Origin of the sequence: Paenibacillus anaericanus, assembly GCF_003994475.1 — a bacterium.
GTDB classification, from domain to species: Bacteria; Bacillota; Bacilli; order Paenibacillales; family Paenibacillaceae; genus Fontibacillus; species Fontibacillus anaericanus.
On record NZ_RZNY01000016.1, the window covers coordinates 134,246 to 146,960 of the forward strand.

Below are 12,715 nucleotides of genomic sequence, written 5' to 3' on the forward strand. Positions count from 1 at the left end.
TGTTCTCCATTCACAGTTTTTCTGAGTCTATAGAGTCTTTAATGTTTTTAAAACACTCGAGGTGTAACCATGAACGATAATGAAACAAGGAAATAATTTCCGTTTAAATCGTCGTAATTGGAAGGTTATAAATTGCATAACTATCATAGCTTAATCGTCCTTATCCTCTAGGGGTGTTAGTAAACTTGAATGATTTAGGTTATGAATTCGATAAAGCTAAAGAAATACTAATTGACTTTTATCGCCCTGTTAAACGGACTTGTGGATTCAATCCAAATTCAAGGGATTTTGCGTTGATTGTACATGAATTAAACAAAACCGTTCATGAAAGTATGATTCAGATGACCCTTATCAAATATATATTGGTCATCTAAGGTAGCACTTCAAGAACAAGAAACGGCATTAATCACCGCATACTGAGTACATCGGCAGCATTTGCCTGCCTGATAAAGGTTTCACTTTACAATTAAACGAGATCCGCCGGATACCTTCATATGTCAATCAGAGGAACAAGGTGGAACTTCGGTTTTCTATATACTCTCATCGAATAACCAGTTCAAATCAACATTAATTTCTTCCTTAACTCTTTTAGAGTTTCAGCTGATGGTTTAGTTTTTCCCTGTTCGATTTCGCTAAGCCTTCCTTGCGAAATCCCTATTTTGTCCGCAAAGGCAATTTGGTTTAATTCATGCTTTAATCGAATGGCTTTTACCTTGCCTCCAATAGTCTTCATGATTTCACCCCTCTAGAAAAAATTAAGCCGCCCCAAAATATCGCAGGACGGCTCATGATGTCTTTAATATGGTTCCACACATTTTTTACTGGTTCCACTGTTTTTTTAATAGTTCCAGACTTTCTTTACTGGTTCCACACTATTTTATCACCTGACATTCACACGTATTCTAATACTTCCCCTACTCCACCGTCACACTCTTCGCCAAATTTCTTGGCTTATCAACGTCGTTGCCACGGGCGAGCGAAGTATAGTAAGCCAGCAATTGCAACGGTACAACGGATAGTGCCGGTGTCAGCAGCGGCAAAGTCTTCGGAATGGACAGCGCCTGGTCAACGGATCTAAGCAGGTCCGTTACATGCTCCTCATGGGTGATGGCCATGACAGCAGCGCCGCGGGCTTTCACTTCCTTGATGTTGCTTACTGTCTTCTCTAGAACGGCCTCCTGAGTCGCCAGAGCGATGACAGGGATCCCTTCTTCGATAAGTGCTAGCGTACCATGCTTCAACTCACCAGCTGCATAAGCCTCCGAGTGAATGTAGGAGATCTCTTTGAGCTTCAGCGATCCCTCTTGAACTACGGCATAATCCATACCACGCCCAATGAAGAACAAATTCTGATGACTCGCAATTTCTTCAGCGTATGCTTTAATCGCGTCTACATTAGCGAGCATGCTCTCTACCTGTTCTGGTAATGACTGCAGAGCAGCAATCACATGAGCTACCTCGTCGCTATTCTTAGTCCCACGAACTTGGGCTAAATACAAGCCGAACAGATAGAATGCAATGAGTTGGGATGTATATGCCTTTGTCGACGCAACCGCGATCTCAGGTCCCGCCAATGTGGCTATGACATCATCCGCATCACGGGCGATGGAACTTCCAACTACATTTGTAATCGCGAGCACATGCGCTCCCTTGCTCTTCGCTTCACGTAGCGCAGCCAAGGTGTCAGCGGTCTCTCCTGACTGGCTAACGACGATCACAAGCGTCTCAGGCGTAACTAGCGGCGAACTATATCTGTATTCTGAAGCGACGTCGTTCGCGACAGGAATACGTACGAGTTGCTCGATAACCGTACCGCCAACTAATCCAGCATGATATGCCGTACCACAAGCTACGATATGAACGTTATTTAAACTGCGGATTTTCTCCTCAGTTAAATTCAACCCAGGGAACACAACACTCTGTCCAGCCTCGTCAATTCGTCCTCTCATCGTGTCACGGTATGCCTTGGGCTGCTCATGAATCTCCTTCAACATGAAATGGTCGAAACCGCCCTTTTCCGCGGTAACCGCATCCCAATCGACAGAAATCATTTCCCGAGAAATAAAATTCCCTTCTATGGTCATTAATTCGACAGCATCTTTTGTCAGTACCGCGATTTCACCGTCATTCAGAATATACACATTACGCGTATAGTTCAATATTGCCGGAATATCTGAAGCGATAAAGTTCTCACCTTCACCAATTCCGATAATGAGCGGGCTTGCCTGACGAACAGCGACCAACTTGTTTGGTTCATATTCGGTCAATACACCGAGTGCAAAAGCACCACGCATGTAGCTTATTGCCTTCTGAACTGCTTTTACAATATCACCATCATATTCACGAGCGACCAAGTGGGAAATCACTTCCGTGTCCGTCTCCGATACGAACACATAACCTTGGCCTATCAATTCTTCTTTCAGATCCAAATAATTCTCGATAATACCATTATGCACAACCGAGAACTTCTGGGTGTGATCGGTATGTGGATGTGAATTTACATCAGACGGTTTACCGTGCGTAGCCCATCGAGTGTGGCCAATGCCCGCGTTACCTTGTAAAGGAGCTCCCTCTAATTTCGATTCGAGATTAGCTAGGCGACCTAGCGACTTCGATATCTGCAGACCCTCCTGTGTATACACAGCGACCCCTGCAGAATCGTAACCACGATACTCCAATTTCTTAAGCCCTTCGATCAATACCGTCTGCGTGTCTCTTTTTCCGATATATCCAACAATACCACACATATTTATATATCCTCCGTTTCAATTCTCTTAGATTTTATAGTCATAAGATGAAAGAAGCGGAAGACCTATATGCGGTGCTCCGAGACAGAAATATTTAATTTATATGAAAATAATTCAAAATCTTACACGGCTATTTTCATGAATGCGCATTTCCCTCCGGCCACCGCGGTTCTTCCGCGTATCTTTCGTACATTCATGATTTTATATTCTTCTCATGCATCTCTCCGAAAAGTTTGTGGGAATAGTCGCCCATTCCTTTTGTCTTTGTCGGTTACGGCTTAGATGCGTTACCGGGAGGCCCCCGCCGAACATTCGAACACCTCCACCTCGTCAGCTTGCATTTGCCGTGGAATAAATCCATATGGGTAAAGCGAGAAACAAGATGTTCTCCTTCCTATGGACAATCTCCCCCGCGCGAAATGAAGCTCTGGCGCTTATTATGCTGTAACCTCACGATCCTCACTCTCTGTATTTGAATATGTTTAATTATATGCACCTACTAGTGATTTGGCAATGATCATCTTACCCAAGCTTATAGGGAACAATAACAAAGCCGCTGAAACAGGAGTATCCCATCTCAGCGGCGTATTGTATAAATCCATTATATAAGTAATTTATTATACCAATTCTTTCTCCACAACCATCACAATTTGCGAAACCAGTTGCTCTAGTTCAAGCTTATCCGGACCTTCAGCCATAACACGAATCAACGACTCCGTTCCTGAGGCCCGTACTAATACCCGCCCATTATCGCCTAGTGTAGCTTCTACCGCCTTTACCGCTTCCTCAATCGCTGAATTGCCTTCAAACTTACTCTTATCCTGCACACGTACGTTCACCAATACCTGTGGGTATTGCTTCATCACTTTCTTCAACTCACTTAATTTCTTACCCTCTGCTTGTAGAGTATCCACAAGCTGAATACCTGTCAGGATACCATCACCTGTTGTATTGTAATCTAGAAAGATTACATGTCCGGATTGCTCCCCGCCCAGGTTATATCCCCCCCGAATCATCTCAGCCATAACATAACGGTCACCTACAGCCGTCTGTGCCGTGTTTAGATTCAGCTTCTTGGTCGCTTTATAGAATCCAAAGTTACTCATTACTGTAGATACGACAGTACTGTCCTTGAGCTTGCCAGCCCGGTTCATTGCATCTCCGCAAATACACAGGAGGTAATCTCCATCTACTTCTTCTCCGTTCTCATCAATGGCAATCAAGCGATCCGCATCTCCATCAAATGCAAGTCCGAGATCAGCTCCCAAACGAATGACTTCCTCTTTCAAAAGTTCCGGATGTGTGGAACCACAGTGATCATTAATATTTAGACCGTTTGGATCCGCACCAATAGTATGAACATCCGCTCCTAATTCACGGAACAATTGTGGAGCCAGCTCGAATGCTGCTCCGTTTGCGCAGTCAAGTACCACCTTAATCCCTTCGAACGAAGAAGTAATCGTCGTTTTTAGATGTTCCAAATACTTATACTTCAATTTAGTATCTACTGTTACATTACCTAGATCTCCCCCAATCGGTCGAGGAAGCTCGTCGATATCCTTGTCTAACAGTTCTTCTATTTCTAATTCAGTCTCATCGGATAACTTAAAGCCATCACTACCGAAAAATTTAATACCGTTATCTTCAACCGGATTGTGTGAAGCTGAGATCATAACACCAGCATCTGCGTTTAAGAGGCGTGTTAAATAGGCTACAGCAGGAGTCGTGACAACACCAATACGGATTACATCCGCACCAATAGATAATAGACCAGCGACAAGCGCTGACTCCAACATTACTCCAGAAATTCGTGTATCCATTCCTATAATCACTTTAGGCTTTGATGCTTGACCTGTGAGTACATACCCACCACAACGGCCAATTTTATAGGCTAATTCTGCAGTTAATTCTTTATTAGCGATTCCCCGAACTCCATCTGTTCCAAAATATTTCCCCATGATTTTACTTTCACTCCTTCAATTTTACGCAAAGCTGTTAGAAGCTTTACAATCAATCCATCATTTTCGTGTTCAAAAAGTGGCTAGACTATTGCTACTAGCCACCATTATTATTTGTGCTACCTTCAGTAGGATTCTCCTCGGTAGGAGGAGGAAGAGTTTCGTCATTCCCTGTGTCCTCTGGTGGATCTTCTGGTACCGGTACCGTCACCGTTGGATTTGATTTGTCGGTCAGCTCAATCTCCACATATAGGGACTTATCCGCAAGTTCTATATATCGAGGCAACTTAACCTCAAGTGGTATCTTGTGTATCCCTACTCCAAGATTACTTAAGTCAGCTGTCACCGTGATATCACCCGGTTTGAGTTCTGCAAGATGTACTTCGGACCCTAGAACAGTCAAAGAAATTTTGTCTTCTACAGGCGAAATAAATTTGGCAGAAAACTTCTCTCCCATATTTAATAAAGTAATAGGAATACTGTTCACCAGTTTCTGTTGGACAGGTTCAACCTTCACAGTAACCGATACAGTACTTGGTTCGATTTTCTCAAAACCTTCAGGAGGCGTCAAGTTAACTGTATACTTCATCTCAGTTCCTTCCTGAAACTGATTCAAGTCTACAGTAACGGTATGAGTATCAACTCCATCCAAAGCTTCTTTCGATCCGTAGAGAGCCACTCCTTCAACACTTTTCTCAATGCTAGCTAGAATGTATCCATCAGGAAGTTGACCTGTAGCCTTAACCTCCAGAGGGACACTCTTATACAATTTATTAATAGGTATATCAACCTCAATAGATGCAGGAGATATTTCAGCATGACTCATTTCTTGCCCTTGTTTATTATATGCGACTAACTTCACTGCCTTGCCTTTCAATGTTTCCTCTAAACCAGTAATATCGACTATCCCTTGTACTTTGTCCAGTTCCTCGATCTCACTCTCTGGTAGAGTCACTTTAACTAAACCTTCTTTGGCTACTACAGGGCTTCCCATTTGCAGACCAGCAGCCAGCGTTCCTTTGGTCACGATGCTTACGGGAACCTCCTTCGTTATCTTGGCCTCAATCGTTACGTTCACATAGGAAGGGTCCATCGATACAAGTTGTACTCCAGGAGGAAGCTCAGTAGTCAATGGGAGCGTCATCGTTCCCGGTTTCACATGTGATAAGTCCAGTTTAACTTTATAATCAGTAAAATTAGTGGTAATATCCGTACGTTTTCCCCTCACTTCTATGTTAACCTTATCCGGTTCTACATAGAGCACATACTTATCCTCATCAAAACCAACCATTTGAATTTGCACATTTTCGATAAACTTCGTGGGAACCGATGTCGTAGGAGGCACTGGAGTCCCACTATCCAAATGAACCATCGCCCACAAAATCACACTGAAAATAAGCGCGATCACTTTCGCGAAATTGTTGTGACTTAGCCATTTATCCATGCTTCTTAGCCCCCCACTTTCTCCAGAAAGGCTTTTTCTCATTTTCAGCGGAATTTGGTCCAAGTTCAATATACAACTTAGAAATCAGTGACTCCTCATTGATGTCACGAACAACTTGTCCATCAACTGCAAGCGAGATTTGACCGGTCTCCTCAGATACAACAATTGAGATAGCATCGCCCACTTCGCTGATCCCGATCGCAGCTCTGTGTCTTGTACCCAACTCTTTGCTGATAAAAGGGTTTTCCGATAACGGTAAATAACAAGCAGCTGCAGAAATTTTATGATCTTGTATTATAACTGCACCATCATGAAGTGGTGTATTCGGAATAAAGATATTTATCAACAGCTGTGAGGTAATAACAGATTGAACTGGAATTCCAGATTCGGTATATTCATTAAGTCCCGTATCCCGCTCAAAGACAATTAACGCCCCAATCTTTCTACGTGCTAAATAATTAATGGCTTTAATAATCTCGCCGACTTCTCGACTAAACTCTTCCTCATCAGCCGTATTTCTCCCAAATAACTTACCACGGCCAAGTTGTTCCAAGGCTCGTCTAAGCTCAGGCTGAAATATAATAAATATGGCGAGAACACCAAAGGTAAACATTTGGTTCATAAGCCACTTCAAAGTGTACAAGTCAAACAATGTACTTACTGCCCAGATTACAATCAGAACTAGGATACCTTTAAGTAGTTGAACCGCCCTTGTACCCCTAACAAGCAGAATCAAATGGTAAATAATATAGCTAACGATCAGTATATCAACGGCATCTTTAATGTAATCCTGCCACGTCAGATTTGCCAAATAGTTCATGGTGCAACCCCCAATTGTTCCCCTATTACAAGTCAACTTTAATTAAGAAACGCTATGTACTGCTTAAGCCAAATGGTTCAGTTCCTGTATGAAATCATACGCATTCAACTTGTCTCTATATGTTCCCCTTAAACTCTAGGTTATAACGTTCGGAAGTCAGATGCAAGTGTTGCCTACTTTTTTTGAAACTTTCCCCACTACATGAAAAAATTTCCTTGAAATTCAATAAAAAAGGCGCCCAAATTCCCGAAGGGGAGCGCCGAATCATACCTTCCATTATAAATCATTACCTGTAGGCGACTTCTGTAAACGTATTGGTAATCCTGTACCAGATCCAGTCCAATGCTTGGTCGATGCTCTTAACATGTCCTGATATCTTAGCTGTTGAGGCCTGAAAGTAAGACCCATCAATTACCGTAAGATTGCCTTGTACCTCACCGTAGATTTCAGCTTTACCGTTCTCTACAGTCAGATTCCCTGCAATCGTAGTTCCACTTGGCACCGTCACGGTGTTTCCATTTATAATCACCTGGTCAAGGTCTACACCCTTCACAACAAGTTGTTCATCACTATCCCAGAATGAAACCATGCTGATTAGCATAACAAAAAGGAATACTGCTGCAGCTGTTATCGCCGGGTGTCTCTTAATCCATTTAGCCCAATCCTGTTGTTTACGTTGACTCGGGATCTTACCAAGAATACGATCCACCAAATCATCTGAAGCCGAAAAGGTGCTATGCTTGATTGTAGCAAACAACATCATTTCTGTTTGCTCGAGCTCCTTAAATTGCATGTGACACGACGGACATCCCTGAAGATGATTCTTAAGCTCAATATTCTGCGCAGTAGACGAATCGTCATCCAGATAATCATGCATTAATGAGGATGCTTGTTTGCAATCCATATCAGCCAATCCTTTCAGTATCAATCTATGGGAAACTAACTATACAGTATAGAAAAGTCGTCCTACCTACAATACGTTCCAACATATAATACGTTTCACAAAAAAAAAAGACAGAAGGATTCCAAAGTATAGGAGACTATAATACTTTATTCTCCAACTTTTTACGCAAAAATTCACGCCCTCTGTGAACACGCGTCTTGACCGTAGTTACCGGCATATCAAGTACTTCACCGATTTCTTGTAACGACAGCTCCTGCAAATATCTTAAAATAATAACCGATTTGTATTTTACAGGTAGACCTTCGATTGCATGATGTATCATCTGTTGTGTCTCTGATACTAAATATTCCGTCTCAGGTGTTCTATCATCACCAGGAATAAGTGTGTATCCATCCATACCTTCTTGATCATTCATTTCAGCGTCAAGATAATAATTCGGCTTACGCTTACGTAATTGATCAATACATAAATTAGTCGCAATACGATAAATCCAAGTAGAAAACTTCTGTTTTTCATCATACCGCTCCCAATTCTTATACACCCGTAGGAACGTTTCTTGCACGATATCCTCCGCCTCATGACGATTGGATAACATCCGATAACCTAAATGAAATATTTTGTCCTTATATAAATCCACGAGTTCGGCAAAAGCTCCCTGGTCACCCTTTCGGGCTAGCTTCACCACTCTCGCTTCAAAATGTTCCACCATTGAATTTCCCCCATATCATATGGACGGGCTTCATTCATACACCCAGCTTGTCCGGTCATCTTGTGGCCTGGTTTTTCAACCAGTTACACCCAGACGTAAGCACTTCATTCAAATGTTAAATCAAGTCCCTCTAAAATGCAATAGAATTGGAAAAAACAAGCCGAGTCCTCTGTATAAGGATCCGGCTTGCTCCTGTCATCTTATATAATCGTTCTTATATCAGCCCGTATTCCGGAGACCTGCTGCAATGCCATTAATCGTAAGTAGTACCTCTCGAAGTAGGATTGGATCATCCTGCCCCTGTTCACGGATCTCACGAAGTTCAGCCAGTAATTGAACTTGTAAATAACTTAACGGATCTACATAAGGATTACGCTGACGAATCGACTCCTGTAAGGCAGGTGCATTATCCAAAATCTCAGTAAGACCTGTGATTTTTAGAATCATAGCTTTCGTCAAATGGAACTCTTCCTCAATCTGTTCGAAAATCCGATTTTGAACCACTTCATCGCTACACATATTGGCATATTCCTTGGCAATAGTTAGGTCAGCCTTTACAATTGCGAACTGTAGCGTATCGATAAGCGAACGGAAGAACGAAAAGTTCTCATACATATCTTGAAGAACCTTCATGTTCTCTTCATTATTCTGATAGAATTCGTTTAACCCTGTCCCTGCTGCGTACCAAGCTGGGAATAAATAACGGCTTTGGGTCCAAGCGAACACCCAAGGAATAGCACGCAAATCTTCGAAACGATCACTATTCTTACGTTTGGATGGTCTCGAGCCAATATTCAACTCGCCAACCTCAAGAAGAGGTGTTGATTCCTTGAAGAACTTCAAGAAGTCTGGCTCACGGAATACTAAGTCCTGATACTTATTAAGCGAAGTTTCAGAGATGCCTGCAATGATCTCCTCCCACTTCTCTTCATCCGAATCATACCCTTGATTAAGCCTCGCTTGAATGGCTGCGGTAATTAACGCCGATGTCGCATTCTCTAAACTACGATAAGCAATACCCTTGAGTGAATAACGAGAAGAGATCACTTCACCCTGCTCCGTAATTTTGATTCCGCCACCAATCGTCTGTGGAGCCTGAACGAGAATACTACGGTTAAGCGGCATCCCTCCGCGTCCTAGTGCTCCTCCGCGTCCATGGAAGAATTTCAACTTCACACCAAACTCATTTGCCGCAGCTGTAATTTGTTTCATTGCAACACGTAGTTCCCAGTTAGCGGTAACCACACCACCATCTTTATTACTATCTGAATAACCAAGCATGATCTCCTGGAGATCATTCATAGCTGCTACAGATTGACGGTAGATTGGCATACTAAACAGTTGGCGCATAATCTCTGGAGCTTCATGTAAGTCATCGATCGTCTCAAATAACGGCACGGATTGCAACGTACATACTACCGTACCATCGGCTTCTTTATAGAACAAGCCTACTTCTTTAGAGAAGACCATGACCTCAAGAACATCACTAGCTGCTTCTGCCATGCTTATAAGGTAGCTAGTTATACACTTCTTCCCGAATTCCTGTTGCGCTTTGAACACGGTCCGATATACCTCAAGACATTCCGACGTGCTCTCGCTGTATTCCTGATGAGACGAAGTCAGTGGACGAGGATCATTCAATAATCGCTCTAACAGCTTCACTTTTTCTTCCTCTTGCAGCTCAGCGTAATTACTTACAATATTCATATTAGCCAAAATCTCAGTCATCGCATTTTCATGCTCTTGGCTATGCTGGCGAATATCTAATGTGGCTGTATGGAATCCGAACAACTCCACTTGACGAACCAACTTCTTAATATGCGTATTGGCTACATAGTCAGCATAGTGATGACGCAGACTACGATCTATAATTTTCAAATCCTCAATCAAACCACTTACATCAGAATACCGTTCCTCTGTATCCTTTTTCGATTCATCCAGAAGATTGTGCAACTTCTCTGTCATATATGTCAGCTTTACACGGTATGGTTCTTTCTCGTTGTTCCACTTAGGTGTTTTGTTCAATGTAACCTGTAAGCGGTCCTTCTGAATCGATGCCAACAACTCATCTGTTACATCAACAATCGTTGTACTGAAACTGAGGTGTTTGAATAATTCCGACAGAATACGCTGATATTCACGTACAGCTAGCTTCCGTTGCATCCGCAAGGTCTCCCAAGTAATATCAGAGGTTACAGACGGGTTACCATCTCGGTCTCCTCCAATCCACGAACCAAAGCGCAAATACGTCGGTACATGCCACAAATGCTCTGGGTAATACTTGCTAAGACAACGTTCTAATTCCTGATATACCTCAGGAAGCACATGGAATAGCGTCTCGTGAAAGTAATACATCCCATTACGCACTTCATCAAGTACTGTTGGCTTACGATCACGTAGTTCATCCGTCTGCCAGAGAGTAATTACTTCATTAAGAAGTTTTTCTCTTAGTTGCTCCCGTTCACGGAAAGTAAGGGTAGGATTATCAAGTTGCATAACATCATCAGCGATCCGCTTGTGAATATCTAGAATGGCCCGTCGCATAGCTTCCGTCGGGTGGGCTGTCATAACAAGTTCTAGTGACATCCCTTCCAATATCTCTTGAGCTTCTACAAAAGTAAATCCTCGGTCCTTCAAATCCTTAACAGAGGCTTCAAGAGTGCCTAGCTGTACACTTTCCCCTGCTGAACGTTCATAATCCCTCTTTCGACGAATTCGGTGATTTTGCTCAGCAATATTTACTAATTGAAAATAAATCGCAAATGCTCGAATAACTTGGTGACGAATCCCGGGTTCAAGAGAATTGATCATCGCTTTGAACTCTTCATATAGTTCGGGTAAAAATACAGCCCTCAGTGACTTACTCGCTTCACGAATCTTCTCGACAATATCCAAGAGTTCATTACCGCCTTGATGGACAAGGACCTCTCCTAGAATATTGCCCAAAAAACGAATGTCGCGTCGAAGCAGGTTATTGGAGTTGCTCTTTCCTGCGGTTACCGTTAATTCAGTCATATTTCTCCCCCATTTCGTCCCTTTACCGTCTTTCTAAAGCCTTCTTAACATAATACAATAAACTCCCCTGAAAATCTTCACTTTATTTGTAAAAACTTCAGAAATTCAGCAAAAAAACAATGAAGTCTAATGATTTATTATTCAATAGTTCGCATAATTCGAATCGCCGATAACCTATTTTCCACCTTTTTCTAAAAGGAATTGACCCGTCGCATCATTGAAGGTTAAATTAATATTTATGCACTTATTTCTATATTGCAATTATGGCAAAACGACCTTCCATTAACTCTAACACGGTGAAGCGGTGAATTGCAAGGTTTGTGGAATACGAAAAAATTATAACAAAAAACATCATCGTGTCAGATGATGTTACTGTTATACATAAAAGCGGGTGATGGGAATCGAACCCACGCTATCAGCTTGGAAGGCTGAAGTTCTACCATTGAACTACACCCGCATTTTATAATGGTCGGGACGACACGATTTGAACATGCGACCCCCTGGTCCCAAACCAGGTGCTCTACCAAGCTGAGCTACGTCCCGAAATAAAATGCTTCATGATTTATGAAGTTATAAAGATAATATGGCGCGCCCTGAGAGATTCGAACTCCCGGCCTTTTGATTCGTAGTCAAACGCTCTATCCAGCTGAGCTAAGGGCGCAAATTATGGAGCGGACGACGGGAATCGAACCCGCGACCCTCGCCTTGGCAAGGCGATGCTCTACCGCTGAGCCACGTCCGCAAAAATATGGTGCGCGTGAAGGGACTTGAACCCCCACGTCGTGAAACGCCAGATCCTAAGTCTGGTGCGTCTGCCATTCCGCCACACGCGCACAATGTTACTAGGCATCACTTTAACAATAAAGTGGTGAGCCATGAAGGACTCGAACCTTCGACACCCTGATTAAAAGTCAGGTGCTCTACCAACTGAGCTAATGGCTCTTAATAATAATGGCTGGGGATATAGGATTCGAACCTATGGGTGACGGAGTCAAAGTCCGTTGCCTTACCGCTTGGCTAATCCCCAATAAAAGAAGTACTATGGTGGAGGCTGAGGGGTTCGAACCCCCGACCCTCTGCTTGTAAGGCAGATGCTCTCCCAGCTGAGCTAAGCCTCC

General features: G+C 42.8%; 8 protein-coding genes and 8 tRNA genes. All 16 read right to left on the minus strand.

What is annotated here, in order from left to right:
- Positions 1-556: 556 nt before the first annotated feature.
- The 16 genes from EJP82_RS18780 to EJP82_RS18855 all read right to left on the minus strand — a co-directional run bounded on the left by EJP82_RS18780 (position 557) and on the right by EJP82_RS18855 (position 12,715).
- Positions 557-733 (minus strand): helix-turn-helix domain-containing protein, encoded by a 177-nt coding sequence (locus EJP82_RS18780; protein WP_127193609.1) that lies wholly within the window; start codon positions 731-733, stop codon positions 557-559.
- Between the two features lie 181 nt (positions 734-914).
- Positions 915-2,747 (minus strand): glutamine--fructose-6-phosphate transaminase (isomerizing), encoded by a 1,833-nt coding sequence (gene glmS / locus EJP82_RS18785; protein ID WP_127193610.1) that lies wholly within the window; start codon positions 2,745-2,747, stop codon positions 915-917.
- 617 nt (positions 2,748-3,364) lie between these two features.
- Entirely contained in the window at positions 3,365-4,705 is a 1,341-nt protein-coding gene (gene glmM / locus EJP82_RS18790; RefSeq protein WP_127193611.1) for a phosphoglucosamine mutase, read from the minus strand.
- Positions 4,706-4,802: 97 nt separating this feature from the next.
- Complete coding sequence (locus EJP82_RS18795; RefSeq protein ID WP_127193612.1) at positions 4,803-6,149, minus strand: CdaR family protein; 1,347 nt, start codon at positions 6,147-6,149, stop codon at positions 4,803-4,805.
- Positions 6,142-6,969 (minus strand): diadenylate cyclase CdaA, encoded by an 828-nt coding sequence (gene cdaA / locus EJP82_RS18800; RefSeq protein WP_127193613.1) that lies wholly within the window; start codon positions 6,967-6,969, stop codon positions 6,142-6,144. The genes EJP82_RS18795 and cdaA overlap by 8 nt, the downstream gene beginning before the upstream one ends.
- 286 nt (positions 6,970-7,255) lie before the next feature.
- Positions 7,256-7,873: a zf-HC2 domain-containing protein gene (locus tag EJP82_RS18805; protein ID WP_127193614.1), complete on the minus strand. Its 618-nt coding sequence runs from the start codon at positions 7,871-7,873 to the stop codon at positions 7,256-7,258.
- A gap of 136 nt (positions 7,874-8,009) precedes the next feature.
- Complete coding sequence (gene sigW, locus EJP82_RS18810; RefSeq protein WP_211350187.1) at positions 8,010-8,582, minus strand: RNA polymerase sigma factor SigW; 573 nt, start codon at positions 8,580-8,582, stop codon at positions 8,010-8,012.
- 219 nt (positions 8,583-8,801) lie between these two features.
- Positions 8,802-11,597 carry a phosphoenolpyruvate carboxylase gene (gene ppc, locus EJP82_RS18815; protein ID WP_127193615.1) on the minus strand — a complete coding sequence of 932 codons (2,796 nt, stop codon included), beginning with the start codon at positions 11,595-11,597 and terminating at the stop codon, positions 8,802-8,804.
- Positions 11,598-11,983: 386 nt separating this feature from the next.
- Positions 11,984-12,054 (minus strand) — tRNA-Gly (locus tag EJP82_RS18820).
- Between the two features lie 9 nt (positions 12,055-12,063).
- Positions 12,064-12,140, minus strand: a tRNA-Pro gene (locus EJP82_RS18825).
- A gap of 41 nt (positions 12,141-12,181) precedes the next feature.
- A tRNA-Arg gene (locus EJP82_RS18830) sits at positions 12,182-12,258 on the minus strand.
- Between the two features lie 6 nt (positions 12,259-12,264).
- Positions 12,265-12,339: transfer RNA gene (locus tag EJP82_RS18835), tRNA-Gly, on the minus strand.
- A gap of 7 nt (positions 12,340-12,346) precedes the next feature.
- Positions 12,347-12,430: transfer RNA gene (locus tag EJP82_RS18840), tRNA-Leu, on the minus strand.
- 33 nt (positions 12,431-12,463) lie between these two features.
- Positions 12,464-12,539 (minus strand) — tRNA-Lys (locus EJP82_RS18845).
- A 10-nt stretch (positions 12,540-12,549) separates the two neighbouring features.
- Positions 12,550-12,624: transfer RNA gene (locus EJP82_RS18850), tRNA-Gln, on the minus strand.
- 15 nt (positions 12,625-12,639) lie between these two features.
- Positions 12,640-12,715: transfer RNA gene (locus EJP82_RS18855), tRNA-Val, on the minus strand.

Coding starts and splice junctions, on each gene's coding strand:
- EJP82_RS18780 (WP_127193609.1), bottom strand. CDS start 733: ATGAAGACTATTGGAGGCAAGGTAAAAGCCATTCGATTAAAGCATGAA.
- glmS (WP_127193610.1), bottom strand. CDS start 2,747: ATGTGTGGTATTGTTGGATATATCGGAAAAAGAGACACGCAGACGGTA.
- glmM (WP_127193611.1), bottom strand. CDS start 4,705: ATGGGGAAATATTTTGGAACAGATGGAGTTCGGGGAATCGCTAATAAA.
- EJP82_RS18795 (WP_127193612.1), bottom strand. CDS start 6,149: ATGGATAAATGGCTAAGTCACAACAATTTCGCGAAAGTGATCGCGCTT.
- cdaA (WP_127193613.1), bottom strand. CDS start 6,969: ATGAACTATTTGGCAAATCTGACGTGGCAGGATTACATTAAAGATGCC.
- EJP82_RS18805 (WP_127193614.1), bottom strand. CDS start 7,873: ATGGATTGCAAACAAGCATCCTCATTAATGCATGATTATCTGGATGAC.
- sigW (WP_211350187.1), bottom strand. CDS start 8,582: ATGGTGGAACATTTTGAAGCGAGAGTGGTGAAGCTAGCCCGAAAGGGT.
- ppc (WP_127193615.1), bottom strand. CDS start 11,597: ATGACTGAATTAACGGTAACCGCAGGAAAGAGCAACTCCAATAACCTG.